This is a genomic window from Stenotrophomonas sp. NPDC047960 (genome assembly GCF_043204395.1).
Classification (GTDB): Bacteria; Pseudomonadota; Gammaproteobacteria; order Xanthomonadales; family Xanthomonadaceae; genus Stenotrophomonas.
Window position 1 is genome coordinate 324,676 of the sequence record NZ_JBIDBX010000003.1, and the last position, 17,959, is coordinate 342,634.

Here is a 17,959-nt window from a genome sequence, read left to right on the forward strand (position 1 = left end):
TGCCCGTTCCGGCCACGACCTTAGCCGCTCGCCGCCTGCCTGCAAACCCTGCGTGTATCCGGATCGACTTGTGTGGATGCCGGGTTCCGGTTTCAATCGAGGCTTACGCCAAGGAAGGATCCACCGCATGAGTTGCCCTACCCGCACCTTGATTGCCCTGCTGCTGTCGCTGTTCGCCCTGCCGATGGCCGACGCACACGAGGCCGCGCATGGCACTGTGGATGCCGCTGCCGGTACCGCGCCTGCCGCAGACGCTGGCTTCCAGGCCGAAGTGGCAGCGGCTGGCGAACAGAGCGACCGCGGCGACAGTTTGGGGGCGTCCCTCGCTTTCGAACGCCTGCTTGCCGATCCACGCCTCGCACAGCTGGACGCCGAGCAACGCAGTGACGTGTGGCTGGCCGCGGCAAGGGTGGCCGGGCTGCAACGGCAGGACGCGCTGGCCGCGCAGCGTCTGAACACCGCACTGTCGATCCATCCGGGCAACGCCACCGCACGCCTGCTGCTGGCCAGCGGCCAGCTGGTCGACAACGAAGTGGAAGCCTCGGCGCGCAATATCATCCGTGCGCTCGACGATACCGACGGCGTGCCGGACCTGCACAAGGACATGGTCTGGCAGCTGGACCTGCTCCTGAAGGACACCCCAGCGACCCGGCTGGACCTGCTGCAGGCGCTGTTCGACCGCAACTGGAAGAACGACGACATCGATCCGGCCGCACTGTGGGTCACCCTGGCCACGCTGCAGGTCGAAGCCGGGCAGCGCGACAAGGTGCGCGACACGCTGGAGCGGATCGACCAGCCGCTGGCATTGATCACCCTGCGCAGCGACAAGCGCTTCGACCGCTACCTGCCGCGCACCGATCCCCGCTTCGATCCGGTGGCGTCGGCGCAACGGCATATCGACCGCCTGCGCGTGCAGAGCATGCTGGCGCCGGCGCTGGATGAGGTGGCCGTGGAGCTGGCCTACTCGCTGCTGGTGGCCGGCAAGCCGCAGGAAGTGATCGGCATGACCCAATGGCTGGCCGATTTCGCACCCAACGCCACCACCGTGCCCGCCCCGGAAGAGGTGGAGTCGATCGGCTGGCTGCTGGACCTGCGCTCGCGTGCGCAGCAGCAGCTGGGCCAGATCGATGATGCGGTGGAAACCCAGCAGCTTGCCGTGCGCATGACCTCGCAGAGCGGCCTTGCCAACCAGCCACTGGGCCTGGCCGTGCTGTACATCGGCCTGCACCGCCCGTCGATGGCCCGGCAGCAGGTCGAGGACCTGCAGCACCTCAACGCGCTGGGCGAAGGTGCCCGGCAGCTGGTGCAACTGCTGGCCGCGCTGCAGCTCAAGGATGAAGCCGCTGCGCAGGAAGCGCGCGATGCGCTGTTTGCTGCGCGGGAAGCGGACGCCGCCCACTACATGGCCGGGCTGGTGGCCGACAACCGCCTGGACGAAGCGGTGGCGGCACTGACCGCACGCCTGGACGACCCGATGGAACGCGGTACCGCGCTGCTGGAGCTGCAGGACACCCGCATGTCGCCGCTGTTGCCGGGTGATATCGAGTCCAATGCACGCTGGGAACAGTTTGCGCAGCGTGCCGACGTCAAGAAGGCGATACGCCGTGTCGGCCGGGTCGAAAGCTACCCGCTCTACAACGAGTGATGTGCGGTTCCCCGGCTATCGCGCCGGGGTTTCCGCCTTGAACCCCATCGCCTCGCGGTAGCGTGCGTACAGCGTGCCCACCTTCTCCACGTAGGCCAGCGTTTCGGCGTACGGCGGCACGCCCTTGTAGCGGGTCACCGCACCGATGCCCGCGTTGTAGGCGGCCGCCGCCAGCGTACGGTCGCCCTTGTAGCGCGCCAGCAGCGCCTTCAGGTAGCGCGCGCCGCCATTGATTGACTGCTCGGCGGACAGCGGATCGGACACGCCCAGTTCGGTGGCGGTATCGGGCATCAGCTGCATCACGCCCTGCGCGCCCTTGGGCGACACCGCACCGGCATCGAAGCCGCTTTCGGCATGGGCAATCGCGCGCAGCCAGGCGTCGTCCACCCCGGTGGCCTTTGCCGCCGCCTTGAACTGCTTCGCATGCCGGTTGAGCTGCGGCGCGCCGACCTTGCCCAGCCCTTCGTGCGCCGGTTCGCCCGGCGGGGTGGCCACGGTGAATTTCAGGAACACCCGCGAACCGGGCAGGTTGCGCGTGGAGTAGACCAGCTGCCCGTCCTGCTCGCGCTCATACAGGGTGCCGCTGAACACCCCCATGTTGCCCCACAGGTTGGGAGCCTGCACCGCGTTATCGTCGATCTGCTGCGCCTTGCACTTCGAACCCGGTTCGGGCGCCGTGGCCAGGCTCACCGTGTTGTTCTGCACACAGCGGTACACCGTGCGCGCGGCCGCCGTGCCGGGCAACAGCAGCGGCAACAGGGCCAGCACGGCAGGCAGCAGAGGCTTCATGGCTCCGGGGCCACCGGGGGCGGCCAGATCGAGGGGTGGCGCGATCATCCGGCCCGGGGTGCGAACTGCAGGTGAATCCACCGATGGCTTCACCCCCTTCACGCGGCCTGATACGGACACTGGGGAAAACCCGACAGGAATCTACGTGAAGCCCTGTTCCAAACCATCGTTCGAGATGGTCATATAGGACTCAACCCACGCCCCACCGGCAGAGAGGTCCGCTTGAAGCGCGCCAGCACCATCGCCGCCATCGCGCTTGCCGCCCTTCTGGGGGCCCTCCTGCCCGTGGCCGCGCTGGTCTACATCAGCTGGAGCCGCGCCCAGGTGACCGAAACCGACCGTCTCGAGCGCACCGCCGAACGTACCCTGCAGCGTGCCCACCGCGCCTACGAGGCCGGTCTGCTGGCCCTGCGCAAGCTCAATCAGGCCCAGCTGCCCGGCTGCTCACCCGAACATCTGAAGCTGATGCGCAGCCTGGCGCTGGGCACGACCTCGGCCGAACAGGTGGGCTACTTCGAGGAAGGCCGGCTGCGCTGCACCTCCTGGGGCATGGTCGAAGACCTGGTGCCCGAACCCACCCCGGACCACATCACTGCGGATGGCGCCTCCATCACCCTGGGCGTGCGGCCGGTCGCCGGCGATGGTGCCGCGTCGCTGCTCTCGCTGCAGCTGGGCCGCCACGACATCCTCGTGGACCCGTCCCGGTTCGTGGACGTCATCGCCGAACCGAACGTGCGGCTGGCCGTGGCGACCCCCGATGGCCGGCTGATCGCCCAGCAACCGATGGCCGACCCGGAACTGCTGCAGCGTCTGCTGCGCGAACCGCACAACGGGCACACTGCCCGCACGCTGTTTGTCAGCGCGCAGGACCAGGAATGGCTGGCCATCGCCCTCGCCCCGCGCATCGGTCTGATGGCCGCCTTCCAGCAGCAGTTCTGGCAGCTGGTGCCCTTGGGCGTGGTGGGCGCGGTACTGGCCACCGTGGCCGGCATCTGGCTCTCGCGCCGCCGCCTGTCGCTGCGCAACGAACTGGCCAGCGCGGTGCGTCGCCGCGAGTTCCGCATGGATTACCAGCCCATCATCGAACTGGACACCGGCATCTGCGTAGGCGCCGAAGCGCTGGTGCGCTGGTCGCGCGCAGACGGCACCCAGGTGCGCCCGGATCTGTTCATCCCGGTTGCCGAAGAAACCGGCCTGATTGAAGCGCTCACCGACCACGTGATGGATCTGGTGATCAGCGACATGCGCGAGCTGCTCATCCACGACCGCAGTGCGCATATCGCCATCAATCTGTCTGCCGGCGATGTCAGCAGCGGGCGGGCGCTGAAGGTGTTGTCCAGCAAACTGGTCGGCAGCGGCATCCACCCGCAGCAGATCTGGCTGGAAGCGACAGAACGTGGCTTCCTCGATATCCAGGGGGCACGCACGTCACTTGCCGCCGCCCGGCGCGCCGGGCACTGCGTGGCCATCGACGATTTCGGCGTGGGTTACTCCAGCCTGCAGTACCTGCAGCAGCTGCCGCTGGACGCGTTGAAGATCGACAAGTCGTTCATTGATTCCATCGGCACCCACAGCGTGACCAGCCCGGTCACCTCGCACATCATCGACATGGCGAAGACGCTGGGGCTGTTCACCGTGGCCGAGGGCATCGAGACGTCCGCCCAGCTCGCCTATCTGCAGTCGCGGCAGGTGGAATTCGGGCAGGGCTGGCTGTTCTCGCGGCCGCTGCCGGGGCCGGAGTTCATTGCTTTCCACGAGCAGCGACGTACGCAGTATGGGAAGGCACCGGAAGACATGCAGAACCCCAACAGCATCACCGACTAGCGGATTCATCGGCGGGTTGGAAAGCCGTCCTATAATGGGCGCACGGCATTCAGCCGTCCCCGTAATGAGGTGTGCCTGCATGCGCCAGTAATGCCGCCGTCGTTTGACGGCCAGTCTCCTTCCCGCCCTGTTCGCAGGGGGAGTCCTTGGCATTGCTGGAGGTCGCATGACCGCATTCACCCTCACGCTCGACCGCGTGACATTCACCCTGCCCGATGGGCGTGGGCTGTTCCCCGAGCTTTCTGCTTCGTTCGATACCACCCCCACCGGCCTGGTTGGTCGCAATGGGGTGGGCAAGAGCGTGCTCGGCCGCCTGCTGGCCGGGCAGCTGCAGCCCAGCAGCGGGCACATCCAGCGGCAAGGCCGCGTACACCTGCTCGACCAGCACAGTGGCGTGCTGCCCGGCCGCATCGCCGACCTGGCGGGCGTGGCGCCGCAGTTGGATGCACTGGACCGGATCGAAGCCGGCAGCGTGGACCCGCGCGACTTCGCCGTGGTGGGCGAACGCTGGACCCTGCGCGAGCAGTTGCAGGCACAATGGCAGCGGCTTGGCCTGCCCGCACTGGATCCCGCGCAACCGGCCGCCACCCTCAGCGGCGGGCAGGCCATGCAGGTGGCGTTGGCCGGTGCCCTGCTCTCAGACGCAGATGCACTGGTGCTGGACGAGCCCAGCAACCACCTCGACAGCACACATCGAACCCGGCTGGTCGAGGCGCTGGCGCAGTGGCGTGGCGGGCTGATCGTCATCAGCCACGACCGCGCACTGCTGCGTGAGATGCAGCGCATTGTCGAACTTACGCCCGGCGGGTTGCGCAGCTACGGCGGCAACTACGACCTGTACGCCGGGCAGAAGCAGGCCGAACAGGCCAGCGCCGAAGCCGAGCTGGCCCTGCGCAAGCGCGAGCGCCGGCAGGAACAGGCCGCAGTGCGCGAACAGCGCGAGCGGCAGGCACACCGCCAATCACGCGCCCAGCGCGATGCCCGCGCCGCCAACCAGGCACCGATCCTGCTAGGCGGCATGAAGAACCGCGCCGAAAACAGCGCCGGCCGGCTGCAGACGCAGCAGCTTGAACGGCGCGCGGCGGCGGACAGCCGGGTACGGGAGGCGGCAGCGGGGGTGGAGGAGGCCACCCCGATTGCGATGCTCGGGCCCAGCCTGGCCGCGCCCGGTCCGCAGCAGGTCGCCACGCTTGGCAACGTGCACCTGCCGTGGGTGCAGGCGCCCTGGCAGCACATCACCCTGCACCTCCAGCGCGGCGACCGCATCGGCGTGCGGGGCCGTAACGGCAGTGGCAAGTCCACCTTGCTGCGGGTGCTGGCCGGTGAAGTGCCGCCGCTCCGTGGGCAGGTCAAGCGCGCGGCAAGCGTCGCCCTGCTTGACCAGACCCTGTGCTCGCTGCCCGCGCAGGAGTCCGCGCTGCAGCTGTTGCAGCGCGCGAACCCGATGGCCAGCGAGGGCACCCTGCGCACCCAGCTGGCCCTGCTCGGCCTGGATGCCGAGCGCAGCCTGCGCCCGTTGGCCAGCCTGAGCGGTGGCGAACGGGTCAAGGCCGCGCTTGCCGCCGTGCTGTATGCGGACGTCCCGCCGCAGCTACTGCTGCTCGACGAGCCCGGCAACCACCTGGACCTGGCTTCGCTGGCCGCGCTGGAACAGATGCTCAACCAGTATCGCGGCAGCGTGGTGGTCGTCTCGCACGACCAGGCACTGCTGGATGCGGTACAGCTGACCCATCATCTGGATGCCGGCGAGGAGGGGTGGCAGTTGCAGCTGCTGTAGTCGCGTACCTCAAGCACGCGCCCAAGCGGGAAATGCATCCGGCAACAGCTGCCACAACATCGGGCCCGCCTGCATCTCGCTGTCATCCAGCAGGCACGCATCCAACTCGGCACGCACCGCCTGCTCATCCATCCCCACGCCGATCACCGCCAGCTCCTGGCGGCGATCGCCCCACCACGGGTGCCAGATCCGGCGCATGGCCTGGTACTCGCCGGCATCGGCGACCTCATGCACGCCGGGCAGGGGCGCGGTCCAGCACCCGGCCTGCTGCCGTACCCAGCCCACATCGGTGTACGGCACCCGCGGCGGCGGCAACAACGGCACCGTGTCTTCCAGCCCGGCCTCTACCCGCTCCCGCGCCGCGTACCAGAAACCTGCCGCCTGGGTGCGCGTGGCCGCACCCACGCTGGACAGCTCGCCCACCCAGTCCATGCGGTTGGCCAGCCAGAAGAAGCCCTTGCTGCGGATCACGCTGCCCAACCCGTGCTCCAGCAGGTGCGCAAACCGCTGCGGATGGAAAGGCCTGCGCGCGCGATACACGAAGCTGGTGATGCCGTACTCCTCGGTTTCCGGCGTGTGCTCGCCGCGCAGCGCCTGCATCCAACCCGGCGCCAGCTGCGCGCGCACGAAATCAAAGCGGCGCGTATCCAACAGCTCATGCGCGGGTACATCACCGTTGCGCGACAGCAGCAGCCGCGCATCGCGGTTCATCGCGCGCAGCACCGCCAGCGTCTGCTGCAGCAGGTCATCGTCCACCAGATCGGCCTTGCTCACCACGATCACGTTGGCGAACTCGATCTGCTCGGCCAGCAGGTCCACCACCCCGCGCGTGTCGTCCGCCCCGGCCTGCTGGCCGCGGTCGGCCAGCAGCGCGTTGCTGCTGAAATCCCGCAGGAAGTTCTGCCCATCCACAACCGTCACCAGCGTATCCAGCCGCGCGATGTCGTTGAGGCAGAACCCGGCGTCATCGCGCACAGAGAACGTGGCGGCCACCGGCAACGGCTCGGCGATGCCGGTCGATTCGATCAGCAGGTAGTCGTAGCGCCCTTCGGACGCCAGCCGCTTCACCTCCTGCAGCAGGTCATCGCGCAGCGTGCAGCAGATGCATCCATTGCTGAACTCCACCAGGGTTTCCTCGGTGCGGCTCAGTGCCGCCCCGCCGCCGCGCACCAGCTGCGCATCGATGTTGATTTCGCTCATGTCGTTGACGATCACCGCCACCCGCAGCCCCTCGCGGTTGCGCAGCAGCTGGTTGAGCAGGGTGGTCTTGCCCGCGCCAAGGAAACCGGACAGCACTGTAACCGGCAGGCGGGAGTCGAAAGAGGTGGCAGAGGCGGTCATGGTGGCGAAAGCGTGGAAGTGGACTTAAATGTTACTATATAACATCCGCCGTTCCAGACCCCTTCCCCCCATGAAGACCACCAACGCCCTGCTCGACGCCAGCGCCATCGCCCTTTCCAGCCTGTGCCTGCTGCACTGCCTGGCCCTGCCGCTGCTCGCCGCCGCCCTGCCGCTGATGGGGGTATGGGCCGAAGCGGAGTGGATACACATCGTGTTCGTGGCCATCGCCGCCCCGACCACCGGCTTCGCGCTATGGCGCGCCCACCGCCAGCAGCCGCTGCCGGCCGTGGCCGGCGTGACCGCAGCGGCAGGCCTCCTGCTGCTATTGGCAGGTGCAGCAGGCTGGCCGAGCCACGATGCCGAAACCCCCATGACGGTAGCCGGCAGCCTGCTCCTCGCCACCACCCACATCTGGAACGCCTGGCGCCGCCACCGTCATTGAGCGATACGAGCGGGCCACGCTTAACACTAGGGGCGCACTGCTATGGTGCCTGTGTCATACCCGCACACCCTGGGGACACAGGCATCGAGGCGTGTCGCAAGAAATCGGGAATCGTGTGCGAGGCAGGCTACGCCCATGAAACGTTGGTCGCTGAAGGCACTGCCAAAGTTGCGGACCCAGTCAACACGACAGCGGTTGTCGACCACCATGAACGCCCTGGCAGCTCCCGCCTGACTGCTCCGAAACTTTACATGGCCGTGGGCGGCGAAATTCGTCCCTGAGGGAACTGACCCGGACGGTGCAGTAGCAATCACGGCGTCCAGCGCCTTCTCCCCGGTCGTCTGTCCGCATACCCATGCACTGGACGCGCCTTCAAAGGTGGTTTCACCTTCCTGGTCCGGTTCCATTCCCAATGCCTCACAGTACGCCCAGTGATACTTTCTGGTTCCCTCACTCTGGTCTTCGTACCTGTATCTATAGTTGGCGGTACCGACGCGTTCTAGTCGCTGTTCAACGTGTATTACCCCACCGCGCAAGTCATCGAGCGCACTTGTTCTCACTACCAGTTCGTTGCCAAAGCTGCCCCTCTCAACTCTGTCAGCCAGTATTGCGCCGCTGGAAGGTTCCGCGGGGAGTGGTGCTCCAGTACCGTGCAGCTGGTCTTTGCTGCAGTGCCACCCGGCGGCTTCGGGGGTAAAGATGACTTCGCCATCAACGAACGGGTAAAGACCAGAAGCTGCGCAGTACGCCCGATGGTAGGCCTTCGTCCTTTCATCCTGCTCTTCGAACTCGTATCGAAGGTTTCCATCAGCGTTGACCTGGAGGCGCTGTTCGATTCCCACCATGCTCTGTTTCGAATCAGGCCAGAGTGCACTTCGCACAATGACCCGGCCTCCGGAGGCGTCGAACTCCATTCTGTCCTGAAACTTGGGCTGATCCATCGCGTGCAGAGAGAACGGGACGACCAATGCGATCATCAAGTACATGCGTTTCTTCATAGAAAGACAATCTGTAGCGATAGGAGTCGCTAGATTCGCGTGGCTCGATCGCCAGGTCTGTGCTCTGGATCTCCTAAGACCACTTACAAATATCCAGTTTTCAATCGCTGGTGAACGATTGATTGACCGGTTCAATCAAGAGAAATCGTCGCATGAGTAAGGTGTCTCCTCTACTTGGTAGAGCTACGTCCTTGCCTGGCTGGACCGTCGGGCACCCTTGGCCTGCGAACAATCCAGCCACGCAAGGCGTGGCCCTACGTGGCGAAGCCGAGATTACAGCCGGAACAACATTCCTGCGAGGAACAACAGCAGCGGCAGCGCGCTGATGACCGCGCCTACAATGCCCACCCATGGCCAGCGCTCGCGGCGTACGCGCGAGCCGATGGTCAGCAGCAGGCCCAGTACCGACGACGCCAGCACACCCACCGCCACCCCGGCACTTCCGACCAGCAGCCGCCCCATCTCCGGTGCTGCCTGCGCTACCGCATAGGCCGCCGCGAGGATCGCGGGCGCAACCAGCCAGCTGGTGGTGCCAAGCAGCGGCCACCGTCGGCCTGCACCAGGGGAATCGACACGGTTGTGCAGCGATGGGGAAGTGGGTTGTGGCATGGACTTGCTCCGTAGGTCTCCCCAACCGTACACCCAACGCAGCGCGTACACACCGCCTGCGCAGGCAAAGGCTCACGATGCCGGCAAACCTGTCCCTGGGGGGGATCCGCCATGCGCTCTTTGCCATTCCTGCTTCTGCTGCCCAGCCTGTTGCTGCTCTCAGCCTGCCGCAACCATGACAACACCGCCGGTGTGTTCTCTTCCGACCCGCTGCTGGGCTGCTTCGCCACCCACCCCCGCAAGCCGGCCGAATTCCGCATCGAACAGCAGCAGGGGCAGTACTTCGTCTCCTTCAACCGCGACGAGCAATGGCAGCGCGACACCACGCCGCTGCAGCTCTCCTCGCGCGCCGATATCGCCCGCTTCTTCAAGGATGACGCCGACCAGATCGACAAGGCGCTGGTGCGCCCCACCGGCGGCTTCGGCATCTTCCACTTCAACCCAGGCGCCACCCTCAAGGGCAAGGACAAGGACAGCGACTACATGGCGCTGGTCCTGATCGGTGCTGGCCCGGTGTTCCCAGTCCAGTGCTCCTGAATCGATAAGGCACGGTGGCTAGTACAATGCACACAACCACCGGCCCATTCAGGCTCTATCGCGCCGTCACCGAGCCTGACGCTTGTCCGCATTGATCTGGAATGCAGGCTTCCATGCGCGTTGGTACAGAGCGGGCTTGGTCGATAATACAGTTCACCCCAATGAAGAACTGGGTGGAGAACGGTCCCCCATGGTGCTCCACTCGATTGTGTCGACAACGATTGTCGACGACGACGGTCGTATTGAGCGCACCCGCTCGGCTACTCTGCGCCCTGGCCTGACCTTCTGCATAAAAGTTGTCACCAACTCTGACTGTGCCGGACGGCGCTCTCACAACGACGTAATCAACTGCCTTCGACGACTCAAGGCTGCTGGTGCTGCCGGCTTCATGCTCCTGGCCCGAAGGCACTGTCATGTCCTTACGACAAACCCAACCACTGACAGCATTGGAAAGTACAGAATCGCCATCCATCGCTGGTTCCATGCCGCGCTCCGCACAAAACTCGCGGTGATATTTTTTGGTTTCCGCGCTTTGCGAATGATAGTCGTAGACGAACGACTCCGCATCGATGGCATCAAGGCGCTGCTCGATTCGCATCTTGCCCCCCTTCAGGTCAGGCGCTTCACTCGTACGGACCGTTACGGGGAAACCTGCTCTGTCAAACTCCACGTGATCGGAGTAACCCTGATTATTTGTCGCTGCTGCGGCTGATGCAGCACAGCTGGCCAGCGCCAGGAGTGCAAGACTCAAGTTCTTCATGGAGAACCCTCTTGAAAGTTGACGACCTATTCTCCCGCTCCTCCTCAACAGCTTTTGTGCCACTGCGCGGCTATTGATGCATTGGGCATCGAAGTTTCCGATTAAACTCCAACTCACGATTCAAGCTACATATCGGATCACGAGGTGCCAATTGCTACGAGGGGGGGCGGCATTGCTGGCGGCGCAGCCCTGCGGCGAACCACGGATATGCAGTTGCCGCCGGGGTTTCCTCGTCGGTGCGGATCCCCACCGCACCAAACCCCGGTGTGACTTCCGCACGTAGCGGCGCATGTGCCGCCGTGCTCCCGCTCCCCTGTACGGCCGGCCCGCGCTGGCAGTGGAGCCTGCCTGCACGGGCGCAGCAGGCCAACGCCACGTACGCCCTCGCTGCACGGCCACACCCGGTAGCGGCATACGGCGGCGCGAATCCCAGGGCACAGGACGCGCCAGCCATCCGAGTCGGCCTCCCACCATCCAACGCACGCCGCACGGCACGGCCCGCCCGTACTTCAGCATGGCCCGCCCTCCCTGGCGCAGCGGCGGTGGATGGAGCTGTAGGGCCACTCGCAGGCCTCGCGCACGAACCCGTGCTGCACGGGATAGCTGTGCACGTAGGCGATGTGGCGCTGCACGTCCTCAGCGTCGAGCAGACGACGTTCGCGGAAGTCGGTGTGCCAGAGCGGACGAACCGTGCGGTCACGGCGCACCATAGCGCGGGGTGGGTGGCCCGGAAGCTGGCGGTCGAACACTGCCTGGATCTGCAGCCATCGCCGGTGGCCGTCTTCGTCCCCATCCGGCAAGGTCCATACCCCATGCAGATGATCGGGCAGCACCACGATGGCATTGATCCGGAACGGCCGCGCCTGCTGCGCTACCCGGAATGCCAGCCCCAGTACCTGCGCGTGCTCCACCAGCAGGCGACTGTAGCGATCACGAAGATGCGCGCTGAAGAAGTACGCGCTGCCGGGTTGCCAGGAGAGGTGTTCAGTAGCCATGCGCGCAGTGTGCAAATCTGCGCGGATGCGAACGATCAGGGCAGTGCGTGCGGCCGTGTCGGCGTGACACCTGACCAGGCGTCAGGCTGGGGCATGCTCAGGGCGCAGCGCGCGCGCCAGCCAGCTCCTTCACACATTCCTGCTCCGCCGCAGCAGCCACCATCGACGCAAGATGGATGTCGGCGTCCATCGCCAACCGCTGGGCAGCCTGCGAGGTGCTCGGCAGCAGCCGGCGCAGCGCGTCACTGACAGGCACCGACCAGCTGTGCGGGCCCGCGTTCGCGGGTCCCGGCACAGGCAGCTCACCCAGCGTCCATGGCAGCATGAGCAGCGCCTGCGATTTCGAGGAGATCACCCGGTCAGGCCCATGGCGGAACGAGATCACCACCCGCATCCCGGGGTAATCGTCTGTCCACGGCATCCCCCGGTAGTAAGCATCCAACTGGGTACGCAACGCAGCACCACTCAGATGCGGAAACATGCGGTTGCGGATCTCCTCTTCCGTGTCACAGCCGGGCACGTTACCGCGTGCGGAGATCAACGCGTTCTCCATCATCCACGCCGCCGGCACCCGGCGTGCCACTACCTGCACCGCCCGCTCGCGCGGCCAAGGAGGCGCCGACAGCGCCCACACGAGCTCGCCCACCCGCTGCGCCGGGACCGTAGCCTGAGTGGTCTGCACGCCTTCGGCCGTTTCCACCTTCGAGGTACGGGTAAACGCACGTTGGCTCCCACTGCGCTGCAGCCAGTGGACTTCGTCGGCACGGCTCCAGCCGCTGTACTGGTACTGGATCTCCACCGAGCGCACGTTGTCTATCGCAACCGGTGGCGACCCACCGCCCGGCACGGCGCACGCCACCAGCAGCAACGCGGGACTGCCGGCAAACAGGCGCAACGTGGTACGGATCGAGGGAGTCATGGCCGCATTCTAGACCTGCATGAACCAGGCCGGCGGCTATCTCGGTTACGATGCCCACCCCTTCCTGCCCGTCGGCCGGCTGCCCCGCAGCGCGGTCCGCCCTGATCCCGTGACGCACTACACCGGCCCCCTGCTCACCCGCCTCCTTGCCGAAACCCTGGTCCGCGCCCGTGATGCCGGCGCCACCGAGTGGACCGGCTCGCTCGATCTGGCACGCTCCACCGGCACGGCCACGCTGGGCGCGGAAACCTGGCAGTGGAAGGGCGAAACCTATGCCTACCCGGGCAAGACCAAGGACCGCACTCTGTACTACTGGGATGGCGAGGAGTTCCTGGCGGTATCGCGGTTCGGCTCGGCGCTGATCAAGCTGGTGCCCACCGAGTGGGACGCGCCCACCTTCGAGATCGACGGCATCAAGATGCTGCCCAGCGCGCAGGTGTCACCCTACGAGGATGCGCGCCGCAAGGTGGCACTGGTTGCACCGGCCGGCAAGACGGTGCTCGATACCTGCGGCGGGCTGGGCTACTTCGCCGCCTGCTGCCTGGAAGCCGGGGTCACCCGCATCCAATCGTTCGAGAAGAACCCCGATGTGCTGTGGCTGCGGACGCTCAACCCGTGGTCGCCCGACCCGGATGCGCCCAGCAGCGGCGGCCGGCTCTCGCTCACCCAGGGCGATGTGTCGCAGGCCATTGAGGCGCTGGAAAGCAGCTCGGTGGATGCCATCCTGCATGACCCGCCGCGCTTCGGCATCGCCGGCGAGCTGTACTCGCAGGTGTTCTACGACCAGCTGGCGCGGGTGATCCGCAAGGGCGGGCGCATGTTCCATTACACCGGCGCACCCAACAAGCTCACCAGTGGCCGCGACGTGCCGCGTGAAGTGGCCAAGCGGCTGGATAAGGCCGGCTTCAAGGCCGAACTGGCGCTGGATGGCGTGCTCGCGGTCAAGCGCTGAAACGCACCCACCGCACGCGTGGGTGAACCGTTCGACCCGCGTCCACCCCGGCTTAACCCAGCGCCGCTGCGGCTGGCCTACGCTATTGTCTGGTTCCACGCGCCACAGGTAGCTGCATGACCCAGAGCACCGCCACTGTCGACGAAGCCGAACGCCAGCGTGCGCTCGATGCACTGCACATCGTCGGCAGCCTGCCCGAGCCCGCCTATGACGACATCGTCAAAGTCGCCGCCGCCGTCTGCGGCACGCCAATGGCGCTGGTGACCCTGATCGACCGCGACCGCCAGTGGTTCAAGGCCCGCACCGGGCTGGAAGGCATCCAGACCGAGCGCAACGTGGCCGTGTGCGACCACGCCATCCGCCAGCCCACGCAACTGATGGAAGTGGGTGACCTCTCGCAGGACGCCCGCTTCGCCGACAACCCCGTGCTCAAGGACCTCGGCGCCCGCTTCTACGCTGGCATGCCCCTGGTGACCGAAAGCGGCGCCGCCGTAGGCAGCGTGTGCGTGGTGGACCTCAACCCGCGCGAGCTCAACGCGACCCAGCGCGAGGCCCTGCAGGCGCTGGCCCGCCTGACCATGACCCTGATGGAAGGCCGCAGCCGCGAACGCGAGCAGCAGGTGGCAGCCATCCTGGACCATGGCGTAGCGGAAGAAGCCGCTAGTGCCCCAGACGCTGCAGGTGCCTACACCGTGGTCATTCTGGAACTGCAGAACCTGTCCGAGCTGGCCCAGCGTCTCGGTGAGCGCATGCTGGAACGCCAGCTGCAGCAGCTGGACCATGCGCTGGAACAGTGTGTGGACACGGCCCGCGGCGACAGCATCAACCGTGTCACCGGCAGCGGTGAGTTCATTGCCGTGCTCGGCACCAGCGAGCCCGGCGAAACGCTGGCAAGGTTCGAGCAGGTCGCCCGCAATCTCCAGGAAAACGCCGGCGCTACCCTGCTGCGCGGCGCAGCCTCAACCACCACGGCCGAATCCAACACTGCGGTCTTCATGCGTGCCGACCAGGCACTGAGCGAAGCGAAAGACGCCCTGCGCTGACCGGCATACCAAGCGCGATGCGGTGGATCGCCCACCGCATCGTTCGATGAATCAGTCGCCCCGAGGCAGCTTTGCTGCCCACATGTTATCGACCAGATTGGGATAGGCGCGCCCATTCTCTTCGGCCCGCTGCCGCGCCGCATCCTTCTGAGACGCGGACAGCGGCTGCCCTTTTCCGGCCTTCTTCGGACTGGGCTTCTTCCAAGGCGGCGTCGTGCTCTTCTTCACGGCAATTCCCATAGACGCGTGGAGCCACGCCCTGCGTGGCTGATCGAAGCCGAAATCTTACCGCGCCAGGAACTCCACCAACGCCGCATTGAACTGCTCCGGATGACTCGCATTACACCCATGCGGCGCATCCTCAAGCACCACCAGCGTACTACCGGCAATGGCAGCATGCGTCCGCTTTCCCGAACCTTCGAACGGCACCGTCCCATCGCTATCACCATGCAGCACGAGCGTAGGCACAGTCACCTTCTTTAGATCCTCGCGGAAATCGGTCGTCCCAAACGCCTTCATGCACCCCAGCGCAGCGGTCTGGTCGGACTGCTCACACAGCGCAATCGCCTCCTGCCGCTGCTTTTCACTGACCTTCAACACACCTTTGGCGCTGAAGAAGTCCTTGGTGAACCCATCGAAGAACGTATCGCGGTGGTTCTCCAGCCCCAACCGCATCTGCTCGGCTTTCTCTTCGGTAAGCGGCCCCTCGGGGTTATCAGCGGTCTTGAGCAGATAAGGCGGAACGGCCGCCGCAAACACCACGCTATGCAGCCGCTCCTCGCCGTGCCGGGCGATGTAACGCGCCACCTCGCCCCCGCCCATCGAGAAGCCCACCAGCGTGACGTCGCGCAGGTCCAGGTCGTTGATCACACCGGCCAGATCATCGGCCAGCGTGTCGTACTCATAGCCATCGGCAGGCTTGTCCGAACGCCCAAAACCGCGGCGATCATAGGCAACTACCCGATAACCAGCGGCCTTCAGCACAGGCACCTGCGCCTCCCACGATTCGGCCGACAACGGCCAGCCATGGATGAGCACAACAGGGCGGCCGGTACCACCGGAATCTTCAACGTGCAGGCGAACGCGGGGTGCAGTCATCGTAAGTACCTCTGTAGCGCGAATGAAGGATGACCATAGAGAAACTTCCGCACCTTTCCCGTGAACAATTCCGCCACTGCGATGACATGGCCTGCACGGGCACCGGGGCCGTCCTGCACCACCCGCCCCTTACTAATTACATAGTTGACACTCCACGCCCGCCGGGAGCAGGATGCAAGCCATCAACTAATAAACCAGTAGACAGCCCATGGCCCGTCCGCCTTCGCCGACGCTCACCGATTCCGAGCGCCGCATCCTCGAGGTCTTGTGGAAGAAGAAGGAAGCCTCCGTGCGTGAGGTGGCCGACGAGTTGTCGAAGAAAAAACCGGTGGCCTACACCACCGTCCTCACCATGTTCAAAGTGCTGGACAAGAAGGGCTTGGTGCACCATCGCGCCGAAGGCCGCGCCTTCATCTACAGCGCCGCCATCAGCCGGAGCGAGGCGCGCAAGCAGGCGCTGGAAAACCTGCTCAGATCGTTTTTCAACGATTCACCCAGCGTGCTGGCCCAGCACCTGATCGAAGAACACGACATGGACATGGACGAACTGCAGGCGCTGCAAAAGCGCGTGGACGACGCCGCCAAACCGGGGAAGCCGAAATGACCGTGCACTGGACCCAAGCCCTCGCTACCTTCGGCGTGCAGCATCTCTGGCACAGCGCCCTGCTGTTCGCCCTGGCCACGCTGGTGCTCACCCGCAGCCGCCTCAGCGCCGAAGCCCGCTCCTGGCTGCTCTGCGCTGCCTTCGCACTGGCCGCGATCTCCCCGATGTTGGTCCTGCTGCCCTCAGCAACGCCGGGGCATCAGGCAACCACGGCAACGGCGACGGCCGCCGCATCGGCCCTGACATCGCCCGACGCCCGGGTAGCGCCGACCGTTGGTCGGCCCACGGAAACGCAACAACATTCGTTCCCTTCGCCCACCGCAGTTGCCTTGAACGCAACCGCCCTGCTCTGGCTCCTCGGCACCACCTACGCCCTGCTGCAACTCCTGCGCGGCGTCGGCCAAGCAGCCCGCCTGCACCGCAGCTCCCACCGCGCCCCGCAGCTCAACGCCCTGCTGGGCCGCGACCTGCCCTACCACGCCACCGTCGCCCTCTCCGACACCGCCTCCGGCCCCATGGTCGTAGGCCTGGCCTCCCCGCGCATCCTGGTGCCAACGCAACTCGCCGGCACGCTGTCCCCCATCGCTCTGCGCGACCTGTTGCTCCACGAAGCCGCTCACATCCAGCGCAATGACCTGTGGGTAGCAGCCGCCCAACGCGTGCTGCTCGCCATCTATTGGTGGAACCCGTTCCTGCACCTGCTCGGCAAGCGCGTGGACCTGGCCCGCGAAATCGCCTGCGACACCCGCGCCGCCGCACTCAGCGGCAGCGGCAGCGGCTACGCCAACTCGCTGCTCACCGGCATCAACGGCCTGCTCCGCAACACGCGTGGCAACGCACCGCTGGCCGTTGCGATGTCCGGAAGCCGCAGTGGCCTGTCCCAACGCATCGACAGCCTGCTGCGCCTGGACACCGCCCGCACCGCCTGGGCCACCCGACTGCTGTGGAGCGCGCTGTGCGTGCTCGCCCTTGCAGCGCACATCAGCGTCACCGTCGCCGCCACCCCGCGATTGGGCACCGCGCCGATGCGGATCATGGATGACGAACCCGAGCACAGCGTGTCGCCGCAGGAACGGCGTCTGATCGACGCCGCAGCTGAAGGCGATGTGGCACAGGTGCAGCAGTTGATCAACGCAGGCGTCGCCGTAGATACCCCGGTGGGTGGCGAAGGCACCGCCCTGATCACCGCCGCACGCAACGGCCAGCTTGGCGCCGTCGATGCGTTGCTCGCGCTGGGCGCCCAGCCCAACCTGCACGCCATCGGCGACGGCAACCCGCTCATCGCCGCCGCGCGCCGGGGTCATCTGCCGGTGGTGGAACGCCTCGTGGCTGCCGGTGCCGACGTCAACCGCATCGTGCCCTTCGATGAAACCCCGCTGATCAACGCCGCCCGCTCCGGGGACGTCAATACCGTGGCCTTCCTCATCGACCACGGCGCTGACGTCAACCTGGGCGTGGTGGCCGATGCCGGCCAGTGGCGCTCCCCGCTCAACCAGGCGCGCAACCCGCGCGTGCGCGATTACCTCGTGCAACGCGGCGCGGTCACCGCCCGCCGCTAAGCTACATTCCACCGGCGCACAGCGCGCCCTCCTGCATCACACCCACCCGGTGGCCAACCACGGCCAC

Annotated in this window: 18 protein-coding genes; 9 read left to right on the forward strand and 9 right to left on the reverse strand. The window is 66.1% G+C overall.

Features of this window, described 5'->3' with window-relative positions; genetic code table 11:
- Positions 1-127: 127 nt before the first annotated feature.
- Complete coding sequence (locus tag ACGFZ3_RS09440; protein ID WP_392919656.1) at positions 128-1,645, forward strand: hypothetical protein; 1,518 nt, start codon at positions 128-130, stop codon at positions 1,643-1,645.
- Between the two features lie 15 nt (positions 1,646-1,660).
- On the opposite strand, the gene ACGFZ3_RS09445 is transcribed toward ACGFZ3_RS09440, so the two are convergent.
- Positions 1,661-2,434, reverse strand: a complete 774-nt coding sequence (locus tag ACGFZ3_RS09445) for a lytic transglycosylase domain-containing protein (protein ID WP_392919659.1) — start codon at positions 2,432-2,434, stop codon at positions 1,661-1,663.
- Positions 2,435-2,656: 222 nt separating this feature from the next.
- On the opposite strand from ACGFZ3_RS09445, the gene ACGFZ3_RS09450 reads away from it, so the two are divergent.
- Positions 2,657-4,258, forward strand: a complete 1,602-nt coding sequence (locus ACGFZ3_RS09450) for an EAL domain-containing protein (protein WP_392919662.1) — start codon at positions 2,657-2,659, stop codon at positions 4,256-4,258.
- A gap of 166 nt (positions 4,259-4,424) precedes the next feature.
- Positions 4,425-6,035, forward strand: a complete 1,611-nt coding sequence (locus tag ACGFZ3_RS09455; protein ID WP_392919665.1) for an ABC-F family ATP-binding cassette domain-containing protein — start codon at positions 4,425-4,427, stop codon at positions 6,033-6,035.
- 9 nt (positions 6,036-6,044) lie between these two features.
- On the opposite strand, the gene ACGFZ3_RS09460 is transcribed toward ACGFZ3_RS09455, so the two are convergent.
- On the reverse strand, positions 6,045-7,376 hold the full coding sequence (locus ACGFZ3_RS09460; RefSeq protein WP_392919668.1) for a GTP-binding protein: 1,332 nt from the start codon (positions 7,374-7,376) through the stop codon (positions 6,045-6,047).
- Positions 7,377-7,446: 70 nt separating this feature from the next.
- Between ACGFZ3_RS09460 and ACGFZ3_RS09465 the strand changes: the two genes are divergently transcribed.
- Positions 7,447-7,818, forward strand: a complete 372-nt coding sequence (locus ACGFZ3_RS09465; RefSeq protein ID WP_392919671.1) for a MerC family mercury resistance protein — start codon at positions 7,447-7,449, stop codon at positions 7,816-7,818.
- Positions 7,819-7,844: 26 nt separating this feature from the next.
- Here ACGFZ3_RS09465 and ACGFZ3_RS09470 read toward each other — a convergent pair whose 3' ends face one another.
- The gene (locus ACGFZ3_RS09470) at positions 7,845-8,804 is read right to left on the reverse strand and encodes a hypothetical protein (protein WP_392919674.1); all 960 of its coding nucleotides are present in this window, start codon (positions 8,802-8,804) and stop codon (positions 7,845-7,847) included.
- Between the two features lie 285 nt (positions 8,805-9,089).
- Positions 9,090-9,425 (reverse strand): hypothetical protein, encoded by a 336-nt coding sequence (locus ACGFZ3_RS09475; RefSeq protein ID WP_392919677.1) that lies wholly within the window; start codon positions 9,423-9,425, stop codon positions 9,090-9,092.
- A 111-nt stretch (positions 9,426-9,536) separates the two neighbouring features.
- Between ACGFZ3_RS09475 and ACGFZ3_RS09480 the strand changes: the two genes are divergently transcribed.
- Complete coding sequence (locus ACGFZ3_RS09480; RefSeq protein WP_392919680.1) at positions 9,537-9,962, forward strand: hypothetical protein; 426 nt, start codon at positions 9,537-9,539, stop codon at positions 9,960-9,962.
- 55 nt (positions 9,963-10,017) lie between these two features.
- Here ACGFZ3_RS09480 and ACGFZ3_RS09485 read toward each other — a convergent pair whose 3' ends face one another.
- The 3 genes from ACGFZ3_RS09485 to ACGFZ3_RS09495 all read right to left on the reverse strand — a co-directional run bounded on the left by ACGFZ3_RS09485 (position 10,018) and on the right by ACGFZ3_RS09495 (position 12,636).
- Positions 10,018-10,722: a hypothetical protein gene (locus tag ACGFZ3_RS09485; RefSeq protein ID WP_392919683.1), complete on the reverse strand. Its 705-nt coding sequence runs from the start codon at positions 10,720-10,722 to the stop codon at positions 10,018-10,020.
- Positions 10,723-11,231: 509 nt separating this feature from the next.
- Positions 11,232-11,717, reverse strand: a complete 486-nt coding sequence (locus ACGFZ3_RS09490) for a transposase (RefSeq protein ID WP_392919686.1) — start codon at positions 11,715-11,717, stop codon at positions 11,232-11,234.
- Between the two features lie 97 nt (positions 11,718-11,814).
- Positions 11,815-12,636: a hypothetical protein gene (locus ACGFZ3_RS09495; protein WP_392919689.1), complete on the reverse strand. Its 822-nt coding sequence runs from the start codon at positions 12,634-12,636 to the stop codon at positions 11,815-11,817.
- Positions 12,637-12,745: 109 nt separating this feature from the next.
- Here ACGFZ3_RS09495 and ACGFZ3_RS09500 point away from each other — a divergent pair, with 109 nt between their 5' ends.
- Together ACGFZ3_RS09500 and ACGFZ3_RS09505 are read left to right on the forward strand one after the other, a co-directional pair.
- The gene (locus ACGFZ3_RS09500; protein ID WP_392919951.1) at positions 12,746-13,588 is read left to right on the forward strand and encodes a class I SAM-dependent methyltransferase; all 843 of its coding nucleotides are present in this window, start codon (positions 12,746-12,748) and stop codon (positions 13,586-13,588) included.
- 116 nt (positions 13,589-13,704) lie between these two features.
- Positions 13,705-14,631: a GAF domain-containing protein gene (locus ACGFZ3_RS09505; protein WP_392919692.1), complete on the forward strand. Its 927-nt coding sequence runs from the start codon at positions 13,705-13,707 to the stop codon at positions 14,629-14,631.
- A 51-nt stretch (positions 14,632-14,682) separates the two neighbouring features.
- Here ACGFZ3_RS09505 and ACGFZ3_RS09510 read toward each other — a convergent pair whose 3' ends face one another.
- Both ACGFZ3_RS09510 and ACGFZ3_RS09515 read right to left on the reverse strand, forming a co-directional pair.
- Complete coding sequence (locus tag ACGFZ3_RS09510; RefSeq protein WP_392919695.1) at positions 14,683-14,859, reverse strand: hypothetical protein; 177 nt, start codon at positions 14,857-14,859, stop codon at positions 14,683-14,685.
- 57 nt (positions 14,860-14,916) lie between these two features.
- Positions 14,917-15,729 (reverse strand): alpha/beta fold hydrolase, encoded by an 813-nt coding sequence (locus tag ACGFZ3_RS09515; RefSeq protein WP_392919698.1) that lies wholly within the window; start codon positions 15,727-15,729, stop codon positions 14,917-14,919.
- Positions 15,730-15,937: 208 nt separating this feature from the next.
- Here ACGFZ3_RS09515 and ACGFZ3_RS09520 point away from each other — a divergent pair, with 208 nt between their 5' ends.
- The gene (locus ACGFZ3_RS09520; protein WP_392919701.1) at positions 15,938-16,333 is read left to right on the forward strand and encodes a BlaI/MecI/CopY family transcriptional regulator; all 396 of its coding nucleotides are present in this window, start codon (positions 15,938-15,940) and stop codon (positions 16,331-16,333) included.
- The gene (locus ACGFZ3_RS09525) at positions 16,330-17,892 is read left to right on the forward strand and encodes an ankyrin repeat domain-containing protein (RefSeq protein ID WP_392919704.1); all 1,563 of its coding nucleotides are present in this window, start codon (positions 16,330-16,332) and stop codon (positions 17,890-17,892) included. The genes ACGFZ3_RS09520 and ACGFZ3_RS09525 overlap by 4 nt, the downstream gene beginning before the upstream one ends.
- Positions 17,893-17,959: the final 67 nt, after the last annotated feature.